Annotated in this window: 20 protein-coding genes; 16 read left to right on the top strand and 4 right to left on the bottom strand. The window is 73.0% G+C overall.

Features of this window, described 5'->3' with window-relative positions:
- Positions 1 to 104 precede the first annotated feature (104 nt).
- Both fabG and fabI read left to right on the top strand, forming a co-directional pair.
- Positions 105 to 824 (top strand): 3-oxoacyl-[acyl-carrier-protein] reductase, encoded by a 720-nt coding sequence (fabG, locus tag ACFVU9_RS39950; protein WP_380446244.1) that lies wholly within the window; start codon positions 105 to 107, stop codon positions 822 to 824.
- Between the two features lie 2 nt (positions 825 to 826).
- Positions 827 to 1,594 carry an enoyl-ACP reductase FabI gene (gene fabI / locus ACFVU9_RS39945; RefSeq protein ID WP_329926381.1) on the top strand — a complete coding sequence of 256 codons (768 nt, stop codon included), beginning with the start codon at positions 827 to 829 and terminating at the stop codon, positions 1,592 to 1,594.
- A gap of 109 nt (positions 1,595 to 1,703) precedes the next feature.
- Here the strand turns inward: fabI and ACFVU9_RS39940 are convergent, their stop codons facing one another.
- Positions 1,704 to 2,378, bottom strand: coding sequence for a FadR/GntR family transcriptional regulator (locus ACFVU9_RS39940; protein ID WP_380446243.1), 675 nt, complete (start codon positions 2,376 to 2,378; stop codon positions 1,704 to 1,706).
- 131 nt (positions 2,379 to 2,509) lie between these two features.
- Between ACFVU9_RS39940 and ACFVU9_RS39935 the strand changes: the two genes are divergently transcribed.
- From ACFVU9_RS39935 to ACFVU9_RS39925, 3 genes are all read left to right on the top strand, one after another.
- Positions 2,510 to 3,793 carry a CynX/NimT family MFS transporter gene (locus ACFVU9_RS39935; protein WP_380499352.1) on the top strand — a complete coding sequence of 428 codons (1,284 nt, stop codon included), beginning with the start codon at positions 2,510 to 2,512 and terminating at the stop codon, positions 3,791 to 3,793.
- Between the two features lie 134 nt (positions 3,794 to 3,927).
- Complete coding sequence (locus tag ACFVU9_RS39930) at positions 3,928 to 4,050, top strand: SGM_5486 family transporter-associated protein (RefSeq protein WP_380446241.1); 123 nt, start codon at positions 3,928 to 3,930, stop codon at positions 4,048 to 4,050.
- A 145-nt stretch (positions 4,051 to 4,195) separates the two neighbouring features.
- Positions 4,196 to 4,723: a SixA phosphatase family protein gene (locus ACFVU9_RS39925; protein ID WP_380446240.1), complete on the top strand. Its 528-nt coding sequence runs from the start codon at positions 4,196 to 4,198 to the stop codon at positions 4,721 to 4,723.
- A gap of 121 nt (positions 4,724 to 4,844) precedes the next feature.
- Here the strand turns inward: ACFVU9_RS39925 and serB are convergent, their stop codons facing one another.
- A complete protein-coding gene (gene serB, locus ACFVU9_RS39920) occupies positions 4,845 to 6,101 on the bottom strand; it encodes a phosphoserine phosphatase SerB (RefSeq protein WP_380446239.1) in 1,257 nt (418 codons plus the stop codon).
- 312 nt (positions 6,102 to 6,413) lie between these two features.
- Here serB and ACFVU9_RS39915 point away from each other — a divergent pair, with 312 nt between their 5' ends.
- The 4 genes from ACFVU9_RS39915 (at position 6,414) to ACFVU9_RS39900 (ending at position 12,233) form a co-directional block, all read left to right on the top strand.
- Positions 6,414 to 9,008 (top strand): FHA domain-containing protein, encoded by a 2,595-nt coding sequence (locus tag ACFVU9_RS39915; RefSeq protein WP_387602105.1) that lies wholly within the window; start codon positions 6,414 to 6,416, stop codon positions 9,006 to 9,008.
- A gap of 429 nt (positions 9,009 to 9,437) precedes the next feature.
- The gene (locus ACFVU9_RS39910) at positions 9,438 to 10,535 is read left to right on the top strand and encodes a GAF domain-containing sensor histidine kinase (RefSeq protein ID WP_380446252.1); all 1,098 of its coding nucleotides are present in this window, start codon (positions 9,438 to 9,440) and stop codon (positions 10,533 to 10,535) included.
- The gene (locus ACFVU9_RS39905; RefSeq protein WP_380446237.1) at positions 10,528 to 11,184 is read left to right on the top strand and encodes a response regulator; all 657 of its coding nucleotides are present in this window, start codon (positions 10,528 to 10,530) and stop codon (positions 11,182 to 11,184) included. Before ACFVU9_RS39910 ends, ACFVU9_RS39905 begins: the two co-directional genes overlap by 8 nt.
- 212 nt (positions 11,185 to 11,396) lie before the next feature.
- Positions 11,397 to 12,233, top strand: a complete 837-nt coding sequence (locus ACFVU9_RS39900; protein WP_387602102.1) for a hypothetical protein — start codon at positions 11,397 to 11,399, stop codon at positions 12,231 to 12,233.
- A gap of 452 nt (positions 12,234 to 12,685) precedes the next feature.
- Here ACFVU9_RS39900 and ACFVU9_RS39895 read toward each other — a convergent pair whose 3' ends face one another.
- On the bottom strand, positions 12,686 to 13,489 hold the full coding sequence (locus ACFVU9_RS39895) for a hypothetical protein (protein ID WP_380446235.1): 804 nt from the start codon (positions 13,487 to 13,489) through the stop codon (positions 12,686 to 12,688).
- Between the two features lie 148 nt (positions 13,490 to 13,637).
- Between ACFVU9_RS39895 and ACFVU9_RS39890 the strand changes: the two genes are divergently transcribed.
- From ACFVU9_RS39890 to ACFVU9_RS39865, 6 genes are all read left to right on the top strand, one after another.
- Positions 13,638 to 14,429: an ABC transporter ATP-binding protein gene (locus ACFVU9_RS39890; RefSeq protein ID WP_380499358.1), complete on the top strand. Its 792-nt coding sequence runs from the start codon at positions 13,638 to 13,640 to the stop codon at positions 14,427 to 14,429.
- Positions 14,430 to 14,560: 131 nt separating this feature from the next.
- Complete coding sequence (locus ACFVU9_RS39885) at positions 14,561 to 14,971, top strand: NfeD family protein (RefSeq protein ID WP_380446251.1); 411 nt, start codon at positions 14,561 to 14,563, stop codon at positions 14,969 to 14,971.
- 10 nt (positions 14,972 to 14,981) lie between these two features.
- Entirely contained in the window at positions 14,982 to 16,040 is a 1,059-nt protein-coding gene (locus tag ACFVU9_RS39880) for an SPFH domain-containing protein (RefSeq protein WP_380499359.1), read from the top strand.
- Positions 16,041 to 16,276: 236 nt separating this feature from the next.
- Complete coding sequence (locus ACFVU9_RS39875) at positions 16,277 to 17,035, top strand: sulfite exporter TauE/SafE family protein (protein ID WP_387602097.1); 759 nt, start codon at positions 16,277 to 16,279, stop codon at positions 17,033 to 17,035.
- A gap of 104 nt (positions 17,036 to 17,139) precedes the next feature.
- Positions 17,140 to 17,445: a 4a-hydroxytetrahydrobiopterin dehydratase gene (locus ACFVU9_RS39870; protein ID WP_380446231.1), complete on the top strand. Its 306-nt coding sequence runs from the start codon at positions 17,140 to 17,142 to the stop codon at positions 17,443 to 17,445.
- A gap of 79 nt (positions 17,446 to 17,524) precedes the next feature.
- Positions 17,525 to 19,540, top strand: a complete 2,016-nt coding sequence (locus ACFVU9_RS39865; RefSeq protein WP_387602093.1) for a PQQ-binding-like beta-propeller repeat protein — start codon at positions 17,525 to 17,527, stop codon at positions 19,538 to 19,540.
- Between the two features lie 52 nt (positions 19,541 to 19,592).
- Here the strand turns inward: ACFVU9_RS39865 and ACFVU9_RS39860 are convergent, their stop codons facing one another.
- The gene (locus ACFVU9_RS39860; protein WP_329926410.1) at positions 19,593 to 20,108 is read right to left on the bottom strand and encodes an HNH endonuclease; all 516 of its coding nucleotides are present in this window, start codon (positions 20,106 to 20,108) and stop codon (positions 19,593 to 19,595) included.
- A 347-nt stretch (positions 20,109 to 20,455) separates the two neighbouring features.
- On the opposite strand from ACFVU9_RS39860, the gene tyrS reads away from it, so the two are divergent.
- Positions 20,456 to 21,730, top strand: a complete 1,275-nt coding sequence (gene tyrS, locus ACFVU9_RS39855; protein WP_380446250.1) for a tyrosine--tRNA ligase — start codon at positions 20,456 to 20,458, stop codon at positions 21,728 to 21,730.
- Positions 21,731 to 22,141: the final 411 nt, after the last annotated feature.

Genomic DNA, 22,141 nt, shown 5'->3' with positions numbered 1-22,141 from the left:
GCGCTGTGGGAGACCGATTCGCCGACGGCGCCGGGCGCCGGATACGGTCACACTGCGTGCGCATCCAGCCGCACGCGCACCCCCTTACGGAGAGAGGTGGATCGTTGAGCCGCTCGGTTCTCGTCACCGGAGGAAACCGGGGCATCGGCCTCGCGATCGCCCTGGCCTTCGCCGAGGCGGGCGACAAGGTCGCCATCACCAGCCGCTCGGGCGAGGTGCCCGAGGCCCTGGAGAAGTACGACGTCCTCGCGGTGCGCTGCGACATCACCGACGCCGCCCAGGTGGACGCCGCCTTCACCGAGATCGAGCAGAAGCACGGCGGCGTCGAGGTGCTGGTCGCCAACGCGGGCATCACCAACGACACCCTGCTGCTGCGCATGTCCGAGGAGGACTTCACGTCCGTCCTCGACACCAACCTCACCGGGGCGTTCCGGGTGGTCAAGCGCGCCTCCAAGCTGATGATGCGGGCGCGCAAGGGCCGCGTGATCCTGATCTCGTCCGTGGTCGGCCTCTCCGGCTCGCCGGGCCAGGCCAACTACGCCGCCTCCAAGGCCGGCCTGGTCGGCTTCGCCCGGTCGCTGGCGCGCGAGCTCGGCGCCCGCAACATCACCGTCAACGTGGTCGCCCCCGGCTTCGTCGACACCGACATGACCGCCGTGCTCAGCGACGAGCGCCGCAAGGAGATCGTCTCGGGCGTGCCGCTGGGCCGCTACGCGGCGCCCGCCGAGGTCGCGTCCACCGTGCGGTTCCTCGGTTCGGACGAGGCCGCGTACATCACCGGAGCCGTCATTCCCGTCGACGGCGGATTGGGCATGGGTCACTGATCATGAGTGGAATCCTCGAGGGCAAGCGGATCCTCATCACCGGGGTGCTGATGGAGTCCTCCATCGCCTTCCACACCGCGAAGCTCGCCCAGGAGCAGGGCGCGGAGATCATCCTCACCGCCTTCCCCCGCCCGAGCCTGACCGAGCGCATCGCCAAGAAGCTGCCGAAGCCGGTCAAGGTCCTGGAGCTGGACGTCTCCAGCCCGGAGCAGCTGGCCGGCATCGCCGACCAGGTCCGCGAGACCCTGCCGACCCTGGACGGCATCGTCCACTCGATCGGCTTCGCCCCGCAGGACGCCCTGGGCGGCAACTTCCTGGACACCCCGTGGGAGTCCGTGGCCACCGCGATGCACGTCTCCGCGTACTCGCTGAAGTCGCTCACCATGGCGCTGCTGCCGCTGATGCAGGACGGCGGCTCGGTCGTCGGCCTGACCTTTGACGCGCAGTACGCGTGGCCGCAGTACGACTGGATGGGCCCGGCCAAGGCCGCCCTGGAGTCGACCAACCGCTACCTGGCCCGTTACCTGGGCGCGCGGGACATCCGCTGCAACCTGATCTCGGCGGGCCCGATCGGCTCGATGGCCGCCAAGTCCATCCCGGGCTTCGGCGAGCTGGCCGACACCTGGAACCAGCGCTCCCCGCTGAAGTGGGACCTGAGCGACCCGGAGCCGGCCGGCCGCGGCGTCGTCGCGCTGCTGTCGGACTGGTTCCCGAAGACCACCGGCGAGATCGTCCACGTCGACGGCGGTCTGCACGCCATCGGCGCCTGAGGCGCCCGCTCCACCGACGCCGCTGCCCGGCACCCCCTCCGTGGGGGTGCCGGGCAGCGGCGTTCTCCGGGCTTCCCGGCGTTCTCCGGGCTTCCCCGTGGCGGGCGGATCAGGCGTCGGCGGTGCCGCAGGCCCCGATCGCCCGGCCGGCCTCGACGGAGGCGCGCTGGGCGTCGCCGGCCCGGATCGCGTCGAGGATCGTGTCGTGGCCGATGTAGCGCTCGGCGATCAGCTCGGGGCCGACGTCGTGCCGCAGGTGGGCGCGGGTCACCTCGCCGAGGTCGGCGTAGACGGCGGCCAGCACGTCGTTGTGGGCGGCGGCGACCACGGCCTGGTGGAAGGCGGCGTCGGCCTGGACGAAGTCCTCGGCGTCGCCGGAGTGCCAGGCGGCCTCGCGGCGGGCCAGCGCGGCGTCCAGGAGGCCGAGGTCGCGCGGGGTGCGGCGGACGGCCGCCAGGCCCGCGGCGGAGGTCTCCAGGGCCGCGCGCAGCTCGGCGACCTGCGCCTGGTCGGCGTCGGCGAAGCGGCGGTGCATGACGCCGGCGAGCTCGCTGGTGGCGAGGACGTAGGTGCCCGAGCCCTGGCGGATGTCGAGCAGCCCGTTGTGGGCGAGGGCGCGGACGGCCTCGCGGACGGTGTTGCGCGCGACGCCGAGCTGTTCGACCAGGGCGGCCTCGGTCGGGATGCGCGAGCCGACGGGCCACTCGCCGGAGGTGATCTGGGCGCGCAACTGCGCGATCACCTGGTCGGACAGCGGGGTGCGCCTCGGCGAGGACAGCGCCACGGGGGACTCCTAGCGGCTTCGGGGCGGTGGACGGGGCCCGGTGGACTCCGGCGGGCCGGTGGATGAACGGTCGGCACATCATGCCAATTCCGTGGTGCGTCAATTCATCCCATCATTCTATGATGGTGCCCATGCCTCCCGCAGCAGACACCACCACCACCCCCCGAACCGAGGTGCGGCCGCAGACCGAGCGGCCCACCGCCACCCCCAGCCCCCTCGTCGTCGGACTGTTCGCCGTCGCGATCGCCGCCGCCGCCTTCAACCTCCGTCCCGTCGTCACCAGCCTCGGGCCACTGCTCGACCAGGTCCGCTCCGGCCTCGGGATGAACGCCACGGTCGCCGGACTGCTCACCGCCGTGCCGTCGCTGTGCTTCGGCCTGTTCGGCTTCGCCGCGCCCACGATGGCCCGCCGGATCGGCCCGATCGCGGTGATCACCGCCGGCATGGGCGCGATCACCGCGGGCGTGCTGGCCCGCTCCTTCGCCGGCGGCACCGCGGTCTTCCTGCTGCTCACCGCGCTCGCGCTGGCCGGTGTCGCGGTCTCCAACGTGCTGATCCCGGTGGTGATCAAGCGCTACTTCCCGGCCAAGGTCGGTCCGATGATCGGCCTGTACTCCATGTCGCTGTCGGCCGGCACCTCCCTGGCCGCCGCCGTCACCGTGCCGCTGACCAGCGCCCTGGGCGGCGACTGGCGCTACGGCCTCGGCGTCTGGGCCGTCCTCGGCGCCGTGGCGCTGGTGCTCTGGACCGTCGTCGCCGTGGCCAAGCGCGAGCGCGGCGGGAAGGCGGGCGGGCCCGCCGCCGACAAGCTGCCGATCACCCGTAGCCGGACGGCCTGGGCGATGGCCTGCTTCTTCGGCCTCCAGGCCACCGGCGCCTACGTGGTCATGGGCTGGCTGCCGAAGATCTTCCAGGACGCCGGCGTCGACAAGGGCACCTCGGGCGTCCTGCTCGCGGTGACCATGGTGATCGGCGTGCCGGTCTCCTTCGTCCTGCCCAACCTGGCCGCCCGGCGCGGCGACCAGCGGCTGTTCGTCGTCGTGCTGGCCTCCTGCGGCATCGCCGGGTACGCCGGGCTCGCGCTCGCCCCGGCCGCGCTGCCGTGGGTGTGGGCCGTCCTGGTGGGCCTGTCCAACTGCGCGTTCCCGCTGGTGCTGACGATGATCGGGCTGCGCGCCCGGACCGCGGGCGGCGTCGCCCAGCTGTCCGCCTTCGCCCAGGGCGTCGGCTACCTGATCTCCATCCCGGGCCCGATCCTGATCGGCCGGATCTACCAGGTGACGGGCCAGTGGTACTGGCCGCTCGGCTTCCTCGCGCTGCTGCTGGTGCCGCAGATGCTGTTCGGCCTGCGGGCCGCGATGGCCCGGCACATCGAGGACGAGGCCCTGGCGCCGAAGGTGCCGGCCAAGGCCTAGAGGTTCGTCCACCTTCCCCGGTTCGTCGCCCGGTCGGCTCTGTGCGGCGGGGCCGGGCCGGGGAAGGTCAAGGGCCGGCCAAGGGCGAGGGGGCGGGGGTCGGCGGGCGCGTCCGGGGTGGGAGAATTCCGGACATGCCCGTTCTCGAACCGAACCCGACCGACGGCCGCAAGCAGCTCGGCCGCATCGCCCTGGCGTTTGCCGGCATCGTGGTGCTCGTGGCGATCATCGCCACGATCGCCGCCGGCATGGGCTGACCGGCTCCGCGACCCGGCCCGGGTCCCGGCCGTCCGGCGGGAGAACTCCCGGTGAACGGCGCATGATGGCACCCGCCACCCCTGGGAGTGGCGGCAACCGGGAGCATCGCGCCCCCGGACGGCTTTTCTGCCAAGCTTGCTGGGTATGAGCGCCGACACGCCCCGCAGGATCATCGTTCTCCGCCACGCCAAGGCCGACTGGCCCAACGGCGTCGACGACCACGAGCGGCCCCTGGCCGACCGGGGCCGCAACCAGGCCCCGGACGCCGGCCGCTGGCTGGCCGACTCGGGGATCAACCCCGACTTCGTGCTCTGCTCCACCGCCCTGCGCACCCGCGAGACGTGGAAGCTGGCGGCGCACGAGCTGCCCAAGCGGACCCGCAGGACCGTGTACGAGGAGCGGATCTACGAGGCCAGCCCGGGCGAGATCATCGCCGTCCTCCACGAGACCCCGGAGGAGTACGCGGACGTGGTGCTGGTCGGGCACAACCCGGGCGTGCTGGGCCTGACCCAGGTGCTGGCCGGCGACGCGGGCGACCCGGACGCGCTGGACCGGCTGCGGCTCGGCGGCTTCCCCACGGCGGCGATCGCGGTGCTCAGCTTCGGCGGCTCCTGGAAGGACGTCGAGCCGGGCGTGGCCGAGCTGGTCTCCTACCACACGCCGCAGGACTGACGCCCGGACGTCTCCTTCGACGGGAGCGACGGGAGCGACGTGAGCGATGTGAGGGGCGCGCGGACTCGGTCCGCGCGCCCCTCACCTTCGTCTCCGGCCGCCCGTGCGGGCCTTCGGCGGACTACTCGGCCGGGCCGCCGTCGACGGTGTCGGCCGCCTCGACCTCCTCGCGGGTGATGCCGAGCAGGTACAGCACGGTGTCCAGGAACGGCACGTTCACCGCGGTGTCGGCGGCCTCGCGCACCACCGGCTTGGCGTTGAACGCCACCCCGAGGCCGGCCGCGTTCAGCATGTCGAGGTCGTTGGCGCCGTCGCCGATCGCGACCGTCTGCTCCAGCGGCACCTTGGCCTGCTCGGCGAACCGGGCCAGCCAGCGGGCCTTGCCCGCGCGGTCCACGATCTCGCCGACCACCCGGCCGGTGAACTTGCCGTCCGCCACCTCCAGGGTGTTGGCCGCCGCGAAGTCCAGCCCCAGCTGCTCCACCAGGTGATCGGTGACCTGCGTGAACCCGCCGGACACGATCGCCACCTGGAAGCCCAGGCGCTGCAGCGTGCGGATCAGGGTGCGCGCCCCCGGCGTGAACCGGACCTCCGCGCGCACCTTCTCCGTCACCGAGGCGTCCAGCCCGGCCAGCAGCGCCACCCGGGCGCGCAGCGACTCGGCGAAGTCCAGCTCGCCGCGCATCGCCGCCGCCGTCACCTCGGCGACCTCCTCCTCGCAGCCCGCGTGCGCCGCGAAGAGCTCGATCACCTCGTCCTGGATGAGCGTCGAGTCGACGTCCATCACCACCAGGCGCTTGGCGCGGCGCTCCAGGCCGGCCGCGACCACGGCGACGTCGACCCGCTGGGCCGCCGCCTCCTGGGCCAGCTCGCCGCGCAGCTCGTCGGTGGCGACACCGGACACGGCCAGCTCGACCGCCGTCACCGGGTACTTGGCGAGGCGGAAGACGCGGTCGATGTTGCCGCCCGCCGCGGTGATCCGGGAGGTGAGCGCCGAGACCGCGGCGGCGGTCAGCGGGTGGCCCAGCACCGTCACGTGCGAGCGGCCCTCGCGGCGCGGCCGGTTGTCGCCGATGCCGGAGATGATCTCGGCCTGGAGCTTCTGCTCCTCCGACCAGCGGTGCACGGTGGCCCGCAGGCCGCCCTCGGCGCCGGGCGCGGTGGGCGGGGTGACCAGGGCGCACAGCGTGATCCGGCCACGCGTGACGACCTGCTCGATGTCGATCACGTCGACGCCGAAGCCGGCCAGGGTGGCGAAGAGGCCGGCCGTGATGCCGGGGCGGTCCTTGCCGAACACCTTGACGAGCAGGGTGCGCTCGTCCTCGGTCCGGGGCTGCGAGGCGGGGGAAGGCTCAGCGGCCAAGGGCGATGCGTTCATGGTGGGTCCCACGCTACCGGGCGGGAAGGGCCCGCAGGGCACCCGTCCACCCCCCGGACGCACGGGTCGGGGGTGCCCGGAGCGCGTGTGCGGGAACCGGCCGACGTGCAGGTGACGGGGAGGTGGCGTGGGGGTGCGGCGAAGCCCGGGACACCGCGCCGTCCGCGAATCGTTGCCGCCTGGTCACAGTCCCCAGGGGCGACTTTCGTCAACGGTCCGTCGGCTGGAATGATTCCCCCGTCAGTTACAGGAAGTACGCACCCCCGGCCGGGGGACACAATCGGGGGACCGAGAGAGCGGGGCAGGCGAGCAGTGCCGCAACTCGTCATTGAGATCAACGGACAGCAGCGGACTCTGGAGCCGGGGCGGTCCTACACCATCGGGCGCAACCCGCAGTCGGACTTCCCGTTCGACGACGCGCGGGTCTCCTGGCACCACGGGACCATGTCCTTCAACGGGACCGGCTGGCAGCTGGACGACCACGGCAGCACCAACGGCACGTACGTCGCCGGTGCCCGGACCCAGCAGGCCCAGCTGTTCCCGGGTGCCGTCGTCAACCTCGGCAACCCGGAGAACGGCCCGCGCCTCTCCTTCTCGGCACCCGTCCAGTCCGCCGCCCCGCAGGCGCCCGCCTGGCACGAGGCCGCCACCAGCCGCAGCAACGCGCCGGCGCCGCAGCAGGCCGCGCAGCAGCAGGCGTGGGGGCAGCAGGCCCAGGACCCGTACCAGCAGCAGCCCGAGCCGTGGGCCGCGCAGCAGCAGGGCGGCTTGCCGCAGCAGCAGGCCGCGCAGCCGCCGTTCCCGCAGCAGCAGGGCTTCCCCGCCCAGCAGCAGGGCTTCACGCCCCAGCCCCAGCCGCCGCACGGCGGTGGTGGCGGCGGCCCGCAGCCGACGATGATCCGCAACCTGACGTCCGCGATGCGCACCGTCCGGATCGGCCGCGCGCTCGACAACGACATCGTGGTCTCCGACCTCCAGGTCTCCCGCCACCACGCCGAGCTGCGCCAACTGCCCGACGGCCGCTACGAGATCGTCGACCTCGGCAGCCACAACGGCATCTTCCTCAACGGCCAGCAGGTGCAGCGCCAGCTGATGGGCCCGCAGGACCGGCTGACCGTCGGCCACTCCAGCTTCGTGCTGGTCGGCGACCAACTGCAGGAGTTCGTCGACGACGGCGCGGTCTCCTTCTCCGCCCGCCACCTGACCGTCGAGGTCGAGCACAAGGGCGCGAAGAAGATCCTGCTCAACGACGTCAGCTTCGGCGTCCCGGAGAAGTCCCTGGTCGCTGTCATCGGCCCGTCCGGCTCCGGCAAGTCGACCCTGCTGCGCGCCCTCACCGGCTACCGCCCGGCCGACCGCGGCGAGGTGCTGTACGACGGCCGCAACCTCTACAAGCAGTTCGCCGAACTCCGCTCCCGCATCGGCCTGGTGCCGCAGTCGGAGATCCTGCACCGCGAGCTGACCGTCCGCAAGGGCCTCAAGTACGCGGCCCAGCTGCGCTTCCCCGGCGACACCGAGGCCCGCGAGCGCGACGCCCGGATCGACGAGGTGCTCTACGAGCTGCGCCTGGACAAGCGCGCCGACAACAAGATCACCGCGCTCTCCGGCGGCCAGCAGAAGCGCGTCTCGGTCGCCCTGGAGCTGCTCACCAAGCCGTCGCTGATCTTCCTGGACGAGCCCACCTCGGGCCTCGACCCGGGCATGGACCGCGAGGTCATGCAGATGCTGCGCGGCCTGGCCGACGACGGCCGCACGATCCTCGTCGTCACCCACTCGGTGGCCGAACTGGCGCTCTGCGACCGCCTGCTGGTGATGGCGCCGGGCGGTTCGGTGGCCTACTTCGGCCCGCCGGACGAGGCGCTGCACTTCTTCGGCTACGAGACCTGGGCGGACGTCTTCCAGGCCTTCGAGAACTACCCGGACCACGACTGGGCCGGCCGCTACCGCGGTTCGGTGCACTACCAGCAGTACTCCGCCCCGACCGTCGAGGCGGGCGAGGTCCAGCACGTCCAGGTCGCCCAGGAGGCCATCAAGCCGCCCAAGCCGCAGAGCTGGGGCTCGCAGCTGTGGACCCTGATGCGCCGCTACATGTCGGTGCTGGCCTCGGACCGCGGCTTCCTCGCGCTGTCGGTGCTGCTGCCCGCGGTCATCGGCGCGGTCAGCGTGCTGATCCCCAACGAACCGGGGCTCGCGCCGAACCCCAAGTCGCAGCTCCACCTCAACAACGGGGCCGCGACGATCCTGCTGATCCTCGCGATCGGCGCCTGCTTCTCCGGCGCGGCCAACTCGGTCCGCGAACTGATCAAGGAACGGGCGATCTACGAACGGGAACGGGCCACCGGCCTGTCCCGCTCGGCGTACATGATGTCCAAGATCATCGTGCTGGGCATCTTCAGCGTGATCCAGGGCGCGATCATCTCCGCCGTCGGCTTCCTGCCGCGCAAGCTGCCCGCGCACGGTCTGATCGTCGCGAACACCCCGCTCGTCGAGATGACGATCGGCATGATCCTGCTGAGCTTCGCCGCGATGATGTTCGGCCTGATGATCTCCGCGCTGGTCAAGACCGCCGAGAAGACCATGCCGCTGCTGGTCATGTTCGCCATCATCCAGGTCGTCTTCACCGGCTGCCTCTTCCAGATCTTCGGCAAGCCCGGCCTGGAGCAGGTCGCCTGGCTCATGCCGGCCCGCTGGGGCACCGGCATCGTGGCCACCACGCTCGACCTGTCGCACCTCATGGGCCCCTGGAACAAGGACTTCCAGAACCCGAACTACGACCCGCTGTGGACGCACTCCGTCGCGCAGTGGTCGATCGACGCCGGCGTGCTGGTCGCCATCTCGGTCGTCATCGGCATCATCGTGACGCGCCTCCAGCGCCGGCACGAGCCCGAGGTCATGCAGAAGGGCTGAGGCCCGCGCCTGTCCGCCTGAGGGGCGGCTCTCCCGACCGGGAGGGCCGCCCCTCTTCGCGTTCCGGTCCTCGCGTTGCGGTTTTTTGCGCTCCGGTCTTCGAGTGGCGGGTCCTCGCGTTGCGGTCTTTGCGCTCCGGTCTTCGCGCTCCGGTCTTCGCGCTCCGGGCCCATCGGCCTAGGTCCCCGGACCTGCGACCTAGGCGGCTGCGGACGGACGCGGGGGCCGGGGGCGCGGCGGTAGGTTGGCGGTATGTCCAGCGCGCCCAGTGACCACCGCCCGGCGGCCGGTCCGCTCACCGACGGTCCGCTCACCGACGGTCCGCCGCTCGACGGCCGGATACCGGTCGGTCACTCCCACGACGACCGGCTGCCGGCCTGCGACCCCTGCCTGGCCGGCATCGAGGCGGTGAGCCGGGCGCTGCTCGCGATGAGCCGGCACCTGGAGGTCCGCGAGGTGCTGCGCCGCATCACCGCCTCCGCCCGGGAACTCCTCGGTGCCGAGTACGCGGCCCTCGGCGTCCCCGACGACCACGGCGGCTTCGCCCAGTTCGTCGTCGACGGCATCACCGACGAGCAGTGGCGCGCCATCGGCCCGCTGCCCCGGCAGCACGGCGTGCTCGCCAAGATGCTCCACGAGACCGGGCCCACCCGGCTCGCCGACGTCCGTCAGGCCCCCGCGTTCGGCGGCTGGCCCGCCGCGCACCCCGAGATGGACGCCTTCCTCGGCATGCCCGTCCTCGACACCGACGCCGCCGAGGACGAACCGCAGGTCACGGGCGTCATCTTCCTCGCCAACAAGCGCGGCGGCGGCCTCTTCACCGACCACGACGAGGAACTGCTGCGGATACTCGCCGCCCACGCCGCCCTCGCCCTCTCCAACGCCCGCCTCTACGAGCGCAGCCGGGAACTCACCCTGGCCGGCGAGCGCGCCCGCATCGCCCACGACCTGCACGACGCCGTCTCGCAGAAGCTCTTCTCGCTGCGGCTCACCGCCAAGGCGGCCGCCAAGCTCGTCGACCGCGACCCGGTCCGGGCCCGCGCCGAACTCGCCGAGGTCGCCCGGCTCGCCGCCGAGGCCGCCGACGAACTCCGCGCCGTCGTCGTCGAACTGCGCCCCGCCGCCCTGGAGGAGGACGGGCTCAGCGCCACCCTCGCCTCCCAGGTCCAGGTGCTCGACCGCGCCCACACCGCCGACGTCGCCTTCGTGGCCGACGGCGTCCGAGCGATGCCGCCCGCCCAGGAGGCCGCACTGCTGCGGGTCGCCCAGGAGGCGCTGCACAACGCGCTGCGCCACTCCGGCGCGCGGCGCGTCACCGTCACCCTGCTCGGTACGCCCGAGCGCGGGGCCGTCCTCCAGGTGCGGGACGACGGTCAGGGGTTCGACCCGGAGTCCGTCCGCCGGGCCGGCAAGCACCTCGGGCTGGCGTCGATGCGCGACCGCGCCGCCGCCGTCGGCGGCCGGCTCACCCTGGAATCCGCCCCCGGTCGGGGCACGCTCGTCGAGATGGAGGTCCCCGGTGCCTGACAGCACGCCACCGATCCGCGTCCTGCTCGTCGACGACCACCAGGTCGTGCGGCGCGGCCTGCGCACCTTCCTGGAGGTGCAGGACGACATCGAGGTGGTCGGCGAGGCCGCCGACGGCGCCGAGGGCGTCGAGCGGGCCCGCGAGCTCGACCCGGACGTCGTCCTGATGGACCTCAAGATGCCCGGCGTCGACGGGATCGAGGCGCTGCGCACGCTCAAGGGCGAGGGCAGCCGGGCCCGGATCCTGATCGTCACCAGCTTCACCGAGCACCGCACGATGGTCCCCGCGCTGCGGGCCGGCGCCGCCGGGTACGTGTACAAGGACGTCGATCCGGAGGCGCTCGCCGGGGCCATCCGCTCGGTCCACGCCGGCCACGTCCTGCTCCAGCCCGAGCTCGCCGAGGCGCTCCTCTCCGACGACGGCCCGCGCGCCCCGCAGGGCCGGGGCGGGACGCTCACCGAGCGCGAGCGGGAGGTGCTGGGGCACATCGCGGACGGGCGCTCCAACCGGGAGATCGCGCGCAGCCTGCACCTGTCGGAGAAGACCGTGAAGACGCACGTGTCGAACATCCTGATGAAGCTGGACCTCGCCGACCGCACCCAGGCCGCGCTCTGGGCCGTCCGGCACGGGGAGGGCCGGGAGGCGTAGGGCGTCCCGCTGGGGCATGCCGCTGGGGCGTGCGGCCGGGGCGTGCGAGGGGTGCCGTCGCGCTGTGCCGGGTGGGAGGTAATCCGGGGCGAGGGACGCGAGGAACGGTTCTGGCGTATGCCGTTCGGCAGGGGGAGGGCGGAAATGACGTGATGGGGCGTCAGGGCGGTGTGCCAGGCTGAGCGCCGACATCGAACCCGGGGGAGGACCTGATGAACGCGCCGCGCAGCGAGTACGGGCCCGTCGTGCTTGCCAACGAACTGGAGCTGACGCACCGCCTGTTCGAGCGGGCCAAGCACCTCGGCCTGGTGCCGCCGCCGGACGTCGAGGACCGGCGGTGGTCCCCGGCGGCCGTGGAGCCCCTGCTCGAACGCCGCGCCGACATCGCCGCCGCGCTGGCGGCGGACGTCGCGGAGCGGGCCGCGAAGCTGGCGCAGGAGACGGCCCGCGAGCGCGATGCCTACGGTCCCGAGGTCCTGCGCCGACGGCTCGGGCTGGTGCGCTGGCAGTTCGACCAGGCGCGGGAGCGCGGGCTGATCCCCGAACCGGACGTCGACGGCCGGGCCTGGTCGCCCGCGGCGGAGGCCGAGCTGCGGGCCGGCGCCGCCGAGCTCACGGCCGCGCTGGGCGCCGTCCCCCGGGTGGGCGCCGGCAAGGCCGCCGTCGCCCTGGGCCACACCACCGGCCTCCCGGTGACGGCGGACGACATCCGCCGGCTCGCCGAGGCCGGGGCGCTCCGGGCCTCCGGCGAGTTCCGCGGCCACCCCACCTACAGCCGCGAGGCGTTGGCGGCGGTGCCGGAGGCCGCCGTCGAGGAGGCGGTCACCGAGCGGCTGCGCCGCGCCGAGACCGAGGCGGAGGCCGCCGCCGCGCTGCTGCGACAGCGGGTGGCGGAGAGCCTGTCGGCGGCGGAGGCGGCCGAGCAGCTGGGCTGGTCGGCCGCGCGGTTGGAGGCCGCCGTGGCGAAGGGCGGGCTGACCCGGGCCCGGGACGGGCGGTACGACCGGGCGGAGGTGATGGCACTGGTGGCGGCCGATCCCTGGCGGTAGGGCGGCAGGCGGGTGCTCCGGCGAGTGCTGCGCGGCGGTCCGGCGGGTTGGGCGGTCGGCTCGGTCGCGGGCGCGGGGTGCTGCGCGGTGGCGGCGTAAGCCGGGCGGTGGGCGCGGGTCCGGTGTTGGGCGCCGCGCGGTGGCCGGGCGCTGGGGCCGTTGAGCGCTGGGTGCCGTGCGGCGGTCGGGCTCGTCGGGCGGCGGGCGTGAGCTCGGTGCTGTGCGGTGGCCGGGCCTCCGGCGGCCTCTCTGCACGGTGGCCTCTCTGCACGGTGGCAGGCGGGCGGCGTTGGCGCAGGGCTCGCGGTCGGGTGGTGCGGGCGCGGGGCCCGCGCATGGCTGCTTTCCGGCCATGTCTTCGTCACCCCGGCCCGTCCCGCGCGCGGGAAGTCGGTCCGTCCGACCTCCCGCGCGGGTGCGGTGCCGTGAGGCCCAGAGGGGCTCAGTGGGGCTCAGCTGTCCTGGCGCTCGTCCACGAGGGCGTTGTAGGCGGCCACCTGGGCGCGGCGGGCGGTGCGGCGCAGCGGGTCGAGGACGGACTGGCGGGCGGCCATCTCCGAGGCGCTGACCGCCGCACCGTGGCTCCCGGCGGCGATCGTCAGGAGCGCGGACACCTGGCGGGCGGACTCCAGCACGCGCACGGCGCGGGCCGGGTAGCCGGGCGCGAGCAGCTCGGCGTGCCCGCGGCGGCGGTAGGCGTCCAGGGCCTGCAGCGCCTCCGGTCCGGCGCCGGCCACGTCGAGGCGGGTGAGCAGGAGGGTCGCCTCGCGCAGCCCGTCGGCGAGCTCGCGCTCGGCCTCGTGCAGGGACGGCACATCGGCCGGCGGGCCGTCGTTGACCGTCGAGCAGCGCCACAGCACCGTCGCCGAGCGGTCCCCGGCCGGGCCGAAGACCTCGACCTCGGGCACCAGCCCGAGCGGTGCACCGACCGCCAGGACGGCCTCGCCCGCGCCCATGGCCCGCTCGTTGAACGCCGCCGGGCCGGTCAGCCCGATCGGGTGCCCGGCCGAGGGGAGCGCCAGCCGCAGGCCCTGCACGCCGAGCACCCGCAGCCGGCCGAGCGCCCACGTGAGCCCGTGCTGCTCGCCCGGCTCGTCGCCGGGCAGGCCGGTCACCCGGTGGACCTCGTCGTCGCCGAGGACGGCCGCGGCGGCGTTGTCCGGCGGGACGAGCCCGGCGAGCAGGGCGTTGCCCCAGGCGGTCAGCCGCCCCGAACGGGGCTCTTCGTACGGATTGTCGGCAGGAGTCGCGAGCATCCGGCCAGCCTACGGAATCGGCGGTCATCCGCGTGGCGTAGGTTTGCCCATGCGCGTGCGGCGCACCGACCCCGTGCCCACCGGCTGCCGGAGTAGGCTCGCCGCCCGCACCGACGGCCGAAAATCTTGTATTGGGGAAGGCGTAGGCATGAGCGACGTGCTGGAGCTGGTGGACGTATCCGTGGTCCGGGAGGGGCGCGCGCTGGTCGACCAGGTCTCGTGGTCCATCTCCGAGGGTGAGCGCTGGGTCATCCTGGGCCCGAACGGCGCCGGCAAGACGACGCTGCTGCAGATCGCCTCCTCGTACCTGTTCCCGACCGCGGGCAAGGTCTCGGTGCTCGGCGAGAAGCTCGGCGAGATCGACGTCTTCGAGCTGCGCTCCCGGATCGGCCTGGCCGGTGCCGCGATGTTCGACAAGCTCCCCGCCGAGCAGACGGTGCTGCAGACCGTGCTCACCGCCGCCTACGGCATGACGGTCAGCTGGCAGGAGAGCTACGAACAGTCGGACGAGTCCCGCGCGCTCGCGCTGCTGGACCGCCTCGGCATGTCCAGCCTCACCGACCGCAAGTTCGGCACGCTGTCGGAGGGCGAGCGCAAGCGCACCCTCATCGCCCGCGCGCTGATGACCGACCCCGAACTGCTGCTGCTCGACGAGCCGGCCGCCGGCCTGGACCTCGGCGGGCGCGAGGACCTCATCCGCCGCCTCGGCGCGCTGGCCCAGGACGAGTTCGCGCCGGCGATGGCGATGGTGACCCACCACGTCGAGGAGATCGCCCCCGGCTTCACCCACGTCCTGATGATCCGTCAGGGCAAGGTGCTCACCGCCGGTCCGATCGACACCGAGCTGACCGCCCGCAACCTGTCGAAGTGCTTCGGCCTGCCGCTGACCCTGGAGCGCCACGGCGACCGCTGGTCGGCCCAGGGCCTGCCGCTGGGCTGAGCCCCCGTCCGACGACCGTCCGGCCCGCCACGGGAACCGGTCGCACGCGCGACCGGTTTCCGCCCCTGGACCTGCGGGAACTGTCCGCCACGAAGGCCCTTCGTCCCTAGGATGGATCCGTGGACAGCTGGATGTGGTGGCTCCTGGCCGCCGTCGGGCTCGGCATACCGCTGGTGCTCACCGCGATGCCGGAGTTCGCCATGTTCGCGGTCGGCGCGCTGGCCGCGGCCGGTGTGGCCGGACTGGGCGCGGGGGTGGTCTGGCAGACCCTGACCTTCGTGGTGTCCTCGGTCGCCCTGCTGGTGGTCGTCCGCCCGATCGCCTACCGGGAGCTCAGGAGGGGCCCGAACATCAAGATGGGCATCGAGGCGCTCCAGGGCGCCACCGCGGTCGTCGCGGAAACCGTCGACGGGGAGGGCGGACGGATCAAGCTGAACGGCGAGATCTGGTCGGCCCGCGCGCTCCACCCGGACTCGGTCTACCAGCCGGGGCAGCAGGTCGACGTCGTCGAAATCCAGGGCGCGACCGCCCTGGTCGTCTAGGGGAGAGTCCGTGGAACCCGTCCTTATCGTTTTGGTCGTCCTGGTCGTGGTGGCCTTCATCGCGCTGATCAAGACGATCCAGGTCATCCCGCAGGCCAGCGCCGCGATCGTGGAGCGCTTCGGCCGCTACACCCGGACCCTCAACGCAGGCCTGAACATCGTCGTCCCGTTCATCGACCGGGTCCGCAACCGCATCGACCTGCGCGAGCAGGTCGTGCCGTTCCCGCCGCAGCCGGTGATCACCCAGGACAACCTGGTCGTCAACATCGACACGGTGATCTACTACCAGGTCACCGACCCCCGGGCGGCGACGTACGAGGTCGCGAGCTACATCCAGGCGATCGAGCAGCTCACCGTCACCACGCTGCGCAACATCATCGGCTCCATGGACCTGGAGTCCACCCTGACCTCCCGCGAGGTCATCAACGCCGGCCTGCGCGGCGTCCTGGACGAGGCGACCGGCAAGTGGGGCATCCGGGTCAACCGCGTCGAGCTGAAGGCGATCGAGCCGCCGACCTCCATCCAGGACTCGATGGAGAAGCAGATGCGCGCCGACCGTGACAAGCGCGCCGCGATCCTCACCGCCGAGGGCCAGCGCCAGGCGCAGATCCTCAAGGCCGAGGGTGAGAAGCAGGCGGACGTCCTCCGGGCCGAGGGTGAGGCGCAGGCCGCGGTGCTGCGCGCCGACGGTGAGGCGGCCGCCATCCGGACCGTCTTCGAGGCGATCCACGACGGCGACGCCGACCAGAAGCTGCTCGCCTACCAGTACCTGCAGACGCTGCCCGAGCTGGCCAAGGGCGACTCCAACAAGCTCTGGATCATCCCCAGCGAGGTCGGCGACGCGCTCAAGGGCCTCGGCGGCGCCTTCACCGGTCTGACCGGCAACGGCGGCGCGAACGGCGGCGCGGTCGCGGCCCCCAGCGTCCCGGCCGCGGCGCCCGCGGCCCCGGCCGCCACCCAGGTGCCGATCGACCCGGCGGCCGGCCCGCGGCCGGTGGACATCGACAAGGGCGCGGCCCGGCCGCGGGTCGACCCGGCGCGCGAATACCGCAAGATCGACCCGGAGTGAGCCGGCCGCACTGACGCCGTGCGGCACAGGCCGAGGCAGTGGCCGTCGTGAAACCGGGACCGAGGCAGTGGCCGCCGCGAGGCGGTGACGCGGGAGGGCCCGCCGTCGCACCGACGAGGTGCGGGGCGGGCCCTCGGCGTGTCCGGCGGGTGTTCCGCATCGTGGTCGGGGCTGGTCGGTTCGGCGGACCGTCCGGCATGATCCCTTCGGACCCGGACGAAAGGAAGAGGTGACCCGTGACGCTCTGGGAGGCGATAGCCGTCCTGGTGGCGGGCGTCGGTGCCGGGACGATCAACGTGATCGTCGGCTCCGGCACCCTGATCACCTTCCCCGTCCTGCTCGCCGTCGGCATCCCGCCGGTCACCGCCAACGTGTCCAACTCCTTCGGCCTGGTGCCCGGTTCGCTCAGCGGCGTGATCGGCTACCGCCGTGAACTGGCCGACCAGGGCCGCCGCCTGCTGCGCCTCGGCACCGCCTCCCTGCTCGGCGGCCTGGTCGGCGCCGTGCTGCTGATCACCCTGCCGGGCGGCGCGTTCGACGCGATCGTCCCGGTGCTCATCCTGCTGGCGCTCGTCCTCGTGGTGATCCAGCCCCGGGTGGCCAAGGCCGTCGCCGCCCGCCGTCGCCCCGGCGGGGACCCGGACGGCAGCCTCGTCCTGATCGGCGGCGTCTTCCTCACCGGCATCTACGGCGGCTACTTCGGTGCCGCGCAGGGCGTCCTGCTGATGGCGCTCATGGGCATGCTCCTCCAGGAGGGCATCCAGCGCATCAACGCCGTGAAGAACGCGCTCGCCATGATCGTCAACGGTGTGGCCGCGCTGTTCTTCCTCTTCACCTCGACGGTCGACTGGACGGCCGCCGGGCTCATCGCCATCGGTTCGCTGCTGGGCGGCCTGCTCGGCGCCAAGGTCGGTCGCCGCCTGCCGCCCACGGCGCTGCGCGCGGTCATCGTGGTGGTCGGCCTGGCGGCCGTCACCAAGCTGCTGCTGGGCTGAACCCGGCCTCGCGGCACCGGGCCGGGGCCCCGGCGCGGGCGTATGTTCGTCGCAGTGCACGCCGATCCGCCGGCAGCGGATCCGACCAGGCTTGGAGCGCTTCGATGAGCAGCAGAGCACGGCTGACCGAGGACGAGATCGCGGCGGCCCTGACCGACGTGCCGCGGTGGTCCCGGGAGGGCGAGGCCATCGTCCGCACCGCCGACGCCCCGGACTTCCCGGCGGCGATCCGCGTCGTCGACGCCGTCGCCGAACAGGCCGAGGCGCTGGACCACCACCCCGACATCGACATCCGCTGGCGCACCCTGCGCTTCGTCCTCTCCACCCACAGCGCGGGCGGGCTCACCGGCCTGGACTTCACCCTCGCAGCCCGGATCGACGCGGCCCTGAGCGCCGAGTCCGCCGCCTGACGGAGGCCGGAGCGGGGCGCTCCGGTGGGCGTGAGATGCTGACTGCCGCAGTGCAGGCGGCTCGGGAGGGACGGAACGGATGGCGCAGGAGCCCTTCGGAGACGCCCAGCAGCAGGCGTGGTACCCCCAGCAGCAGGACTGGCAGGGCGGTTACCCCGAGCAGCAGCACGGCCGGCAGGCTCAGCACGTCCAGCAGGGGCACTGGCAGACGACCACCGGTTACGGGCAGGCCGAGTACGGGCAGACCGAGTACGGGCCGGGCGACTACGGCCAGGGCGCCGGGTACGGCGAGTACGGGCACACCCAGGACGGTCCGTCGGCGTACGGGCAGGGCGCCGGGTACGGCCAGGAGGGGCAGACCGCGTACGGGCAGGGCGGCTACGCCCAGGACCCGTACCAGCCTCACCAGCCCCACCAGCCGTATCACCAGTACCCCGGCTACGAGCAGCAGCAGTACTCCGAGTACGGCGAGTACGCCGCGTCCGACCCGCAGCAGCTCGCCGAGGACAGCCTGTACGTGCCGGCTGGCGCGGAGTACTCGGCCGACGGCTACGTGCACATCGAGTCCCCTGGGCCGGCGCCGGGTCCCGCTGGGCAGGGGGAGCCCGGGGCGCCGGCCACCGCCGAGCCCGTCGTGTCGTCCCGGTCGGCCTCGCGCCGGGGTGGCGACAGCGGGGGGAAGGGCGGCAAGGGCGCCAAGGACGCCAAGGACTCCAAAGGCGGCGGCTCCTCGCTCGCGGACAGGGCCCGGGCCGCCGCCGACGCGGTGCTGACCGGCGAGCACGTGCCCAGCCGCAAGGCCCTCCTCGTCCGCACGGGCGCCGGCGTCGCCGCCCTGGGCGTCCTGATAGCGGCCGGCCTGATGGTCGGCATCGAGGGCAGCGGAAGCGCCTCCACGTCGGGTGGCGGGGGCGGCGAGCCCGGCTTCGCCGTCGCCCACACCAAGGCGTGGTCCGCGCAGCCGGCCGCGGCCGCGCAGCCCGGGGCGGACGACACGCTGGTCGGGAGCTGGCTGCTCGCCGACGCGGTGGTCCGGGCCGACGCCTCCGGCGTGCGCGCGTACGACCTGGCGGCGGGCAAGCCCGGCTGGTCGGTCGAGCCGCCGGCCGCCGGGGCCGTCCCGTGCGGGCTGTCACCGAGCGTGAACCCGTCCGGCGTGGGCGCCGTGCTGTTCCGGGCCCAGGCGGATCCGAACAGCCCGTGCACGCTGCTCGCGGCGGTGGACACCAGGACCGGCAAGACCGCGTGGACGAAGACCCTCTCGGACGCCAAGGGCGCCTACACCGCGCACGTCGGCGTCACCGAGGACAAGATCGTGGCCGTCGGCGACGACCGGGCGATCGCCTGGGACGCGGCCGACGGCAAGGACGTCTGGCAGTACACCGGGCAGGGCAAGTTCTGCACGCTCTCCGGCGGGGTCACCGGCAAGACCGTGATGGTCGCCTCCACGTGCGCCGACTCGACCCCGGCCGGCCAGGCCGTCGCGCTCAACACGGCCGACGGCAAGGTCAGTTGGTGGCGCGGCCTGAACAACAACCCGAAGACGGTGACGGTGCTCTCCGCCGAGCCCGCCGTCGTCCTCACCACTGGCGAGAAGCCGGCCGACGACCGGGTGTTCGCGTGGGGCGCGAGCGGCGACCCGGCCGCCGAGATCCCGGTCAGCGGCGACGCCGGGCGCCTGGACGTCGCGCACGGCACGTTCTCGCCCACGCCCGGAGTCTTCTTCCAGGACCGGACGATGGTCACCACGCTGGTCCCGGCGAACGGCAACGGCGCCGTCGTCGCGGTCGGCTACGACCTCGACAGCGGGAAGCAGAGCTGGAAGGCCCCGGCCGCCGAGAAGGGCGTGCTGCGGGCGGTCACCCTCGACGGCGGCTCCCTCGTGCTCGCCGCCGACGAGCGCCGCGACCAGCCCGCCCACCTCTCCCGCTTCGCGGTGACCGGCGGCCACGAGTCGACCGGCGGCAACTTCCCGCCCGGCACCGGCTCGCTGCTGATCTCGGGCCGGGTGCTGATCGGCGGCGGCAAGGTCGTCGTGGTGCCCGAGCACTCGGCGAACTTCGGCACGGCGGCCGGCTACCAGGCGAAGGGCTAGCCGACCGCCACCCGCGAGCGAAGGGCTAGCCGACCGTCACCCGCAGGCGAAGCTAGGCCGCGGGTACGACCGGCAGCCAGTCGGCGAGCTCCCTGGCCTCCGAGTCGCGCAGGCCGAGCGCCAGCATCAAGGTCGCCTGCGGGGTCGGCACGAACGGGCGGCGCAGCAGTTTCATCCCCGCCTGCTCCGGTGTCCGGTCGGCCTTGCGCTGGTTGTCCTCGGCGCACGCGGCCACCGTGTTCAGCCAGCTGTCCTCACCACCGCGCGACCGCGGCTGCAGGTGGTCCACCGTGGTGGCCCGCCGCCCGCAGTACGCGCACAGGTGCTGGTCACGGGCCAGGACGCCCCGCCGCGACCACGGCGCCTGTTGTCGGAACGGCACCCGTACGTAGCGTTGGAGTCTGATCACCCGCGGCACCGGTACGGTGACGCCGGTCCCCCGGACCGTGCGCAGCGGATGCGCCTGCTCCACCACCGCCTTGTCCTGGAGCACCAGGACCACGGCGCGCTGGAGCGACACCGTCGTCAGGGGCTCGTAGCTCGCGTTCAGAACCAGCGTGTTGCGCACCTCGGCACACCCTTCCCACGGGCGTGCCACGGCGGCACGACCGTCTCCACACACGTCACTGCCGCCGCACGGCGGTGGGACCACTCTGAATGGGCCCGCGGCCGACGAACAACGGAATTTCCGGTATCGAAGGGCACCCGGAGCCGCGCGGGGGTCGAGCGACCGGCTCCCGGCCGGCGCGTCGGGGGAGCGGCGGACGGCGTCCCGGAGGAGCGGGGACGGAGCCTCGGGAAAACTCGCCGGCCGGGACCGCGTAGGCTCTATCAGGCTGGAGTCGTACCGACCCGGGGCCCGACCGAACCGGGCCAGCACCGGGCCGGACGCCCGATCGAAGGAGAAGCGTGACCGTGACGGACATCGTCGACGAGCTGCAGTGGCGTGGGCTGATCGCCCTGTCCACCGACGAGGACGCACTGCGCAAGGCGTTCGCGGACGGCCCGGTCACGTTCTATTGCGGCTTCGACCCGACGGCCCCCAGCCTGCACCTCGGCAACCTCGTGCAGATCCTCACCATGCGCCGCATCCAGCAGGCGGGGAACCTCCCGCTCGGCCTGGTCGGCGGCGCCACGGGCCTGATCGGCGACCCGAAGCCCACCGCCGAGCGCGTCCTCAACGACCCCGAGACGGTGGCCGCCTGGGTCGACCGCCTGCGCGGCCAGATCTCGCGCTTCCTCGACTTCGACGGCCCGTACGCGGCGCGCATGGTCAACAACCTGGACTGGACGTCCGGGATGTCCGCCATCAGCCTGCTGCGCGACGTCGGCAAGTACTTCCGCGTCAACAACATGATCGCCAAGGAGGCCGTCGCCCGGCGGCTCAACTCCGACGCGGGCATCAGCTACACCGAGTTCAGCTACCAGATCCTCCAGGGCATGGACTACCTGGAGCTGAACCGCCGTTACGGCTGCACCCTGCAGACCGGCGGCAGCGACCAGTGGGGCAACCTCACCGCCGGCACGGACCTGATCCGCAAGGCCGAGAGCAAGTCCGTGCACGCGCTGGCCACGCCGCTGATCGTCAAGGCCGACGGCACCAAGTTCGGCAAGACCGAGTCCGGCACGGTCTGGCTCGACCCCGAGCTGACCACCCCGTACGCCTTCTACCAGTTCTGGCTGAACGCGGACGACCGGGACGTCTCCAACTTCCTGCGGATCTTCAGCTTCCGCTCGAAGGCGGAGATCGAGGAGCTGGAGCGCGAGACCACCGAGCGCCCGGCCGCCCGCCTGGCCCAGCGCGCCCTGGCCGAGGAGCTCACCACCCTCGTCCACGGCGCCGACCAGTACGAGCGCGCGGTCGCCGCGTCCAAGGCACTGTTCGGCCAGGGCGACCTCGCCGACCTGGAGGCCCCGACCCTGGCGGCGGCGCTGGCCGAGGTCCCCAAGGCCGAGGTCGCCGAACTCCAGCCGGTGGTCGACCTGTTGGTCGCCGTCGGCCTGGCGCCGAGCCGCTCGGCCGCCCGTCGGACGATCAAGGAGGGCGGCGCCTACCTCAACAACGTCAAGGTGACGGACGAGGAGGCGGTGCCGACCGAGGCCGACCTGCTGCACGGCCGCTGGCTCGTGCTGCGCCGGGGCAAGCGCAACCTGGCGGCGGCCGAGCTGACCGCGCCGGCGACGGCGTGACCGTGTGACGCAGGCCGTGTGACGCGAGTGGCGTGACCGAAACCCGATGCCGCTGAGCAGCGGCTTCGACGACCGAGGGCGGGATCCAGCCGGATCCCGCCCTCGGCGTTTGACGATGTCGTCCAGGTGGCCTAGTGTTGAACGAGTCGCTGAAGCGGCCACACCACTTGGTAACCCCCACTCTCACCTCGAAGCCCATTAGCTTGGGTCGTTCGGCGTCTGCGCCGACAGGGTGAGCGTGAATTTCGGGTAACACCCGGAATGCGCTAATGTGGAGGTCGTTGCGGAAAGCGATCCCGGCCAGTTCGGGAAATCGGATGAATGAAACTCCGGAAAACGGAGCGGAAAACATCTGATAAGCTGGAAACACGAAAGAACGAAGCGCCCGGAGGGCCCGCTGGAAGGCGGCTC

The sequence above is a fragment of the Kitasatospora sp. NPDC057936 genome (genome assembly GCF_042887525.1).
In the GTDB taxonomy this organism is placed as follows: Bacteria; Actinomycetota; Actinomycetes; order Streptomycetales; family Streptomycetaceae; genus Kitasatospora.
Note: the sequence above shows the minus strand (reverse complement) of the source record. Positions and strands in the feature narration are given on the sequence as shown.

Excerpts from the sequence above, each read along its gene's own strand:
- ACFVU9_RS39900 (WP_387602102.1), top strand. The coding sequence starts at position 11,397 with ATGAACGCGCCGCGCAGCGAGTACGGGCCCGTCGTGCTTGCCAACGAA.
- ACFVU9_RS39925 (WP_380446240.1), top strand. The coding sequence starts at position 4,196 with ATGAGCGCCGACACGCCCCGCAGGATCATCGTTCTCCGCCACGCCAAG.
- ACFVU9_RS39910 (WP_380446252.1), top strand. The coding sequence starts at position 9,438 with ATGAGCCGGCACCTGGAGGTCCGCGAGGTGCTGCGCCGCATCACCGCC.
- ACFVU9_RS39885 (WP_380446251.1), top strand. The coding sequence starts at position 14,561 with ATGTGGTGGCTCCTGGCCGCCGTCGGGCTCGGCATACCGCTGGTGCTC.
- serB (WP_380446239.1), bottom strand. The coding sequence starts at position 6,101 with ATGAACGCATCGCCCTTGGCCGCTGAGCCTTCCCCCGCCTCGCAGCCC.
- ACFVU9_RS39865 (WP_387602093.1), top strand. The coding sequence starts at position 17,525 with ATGGCGCAGGAGCCCTTCGGAGACGCCCAGCAGCAGGCGTGGTACCCC.
- ACFVU9_RS39895 (WP_380446235.1), bottom strand. The coding sequence starts at position 13,489 with ATGCTCGCGACTCCTGCCGACAATCCGTACGAAGAGCCCCGTTCGGGG.
- ACFVU9_RS39935 (WP_380499352.1), top strand. The coding sequence starts at position 2,510 with ATGCCTCCCGCAGCAGACACCACCACCACCCCCCGAACCGAGGTGCGG.
- ACFVU9_RS39870 (WP_380446231.1), top strand. The coding sequence starts at position 17,140 with ATGAGCAGCAGAGCACGGCTGACCGAGGACGAGATCGCGGCGGCCCTG.
- ACFVU9_RS39930 (WP_380446241.1), top strand. The coding sequence starts at position 3,928 with ATGCCCGTTCTCGAACCGAACCCGACCGACGGCCGCAAGCAGCTCGGC.
- ACFVU9_RS39890 (WP_380499358.1), top strand. The coding sequence starts at position 13,638 with ATGAGCGACGTGCTGGAGCTGGTGGACGTATCCGTGGTCCGGGAGGGG.
- fabI (WP_329926381.1), top strand. The coding sequence starts at position 827 with ATGAGTGGAATCCTCGAGGGCAAGCGGATCCTCATCACCGGGGTGCTG.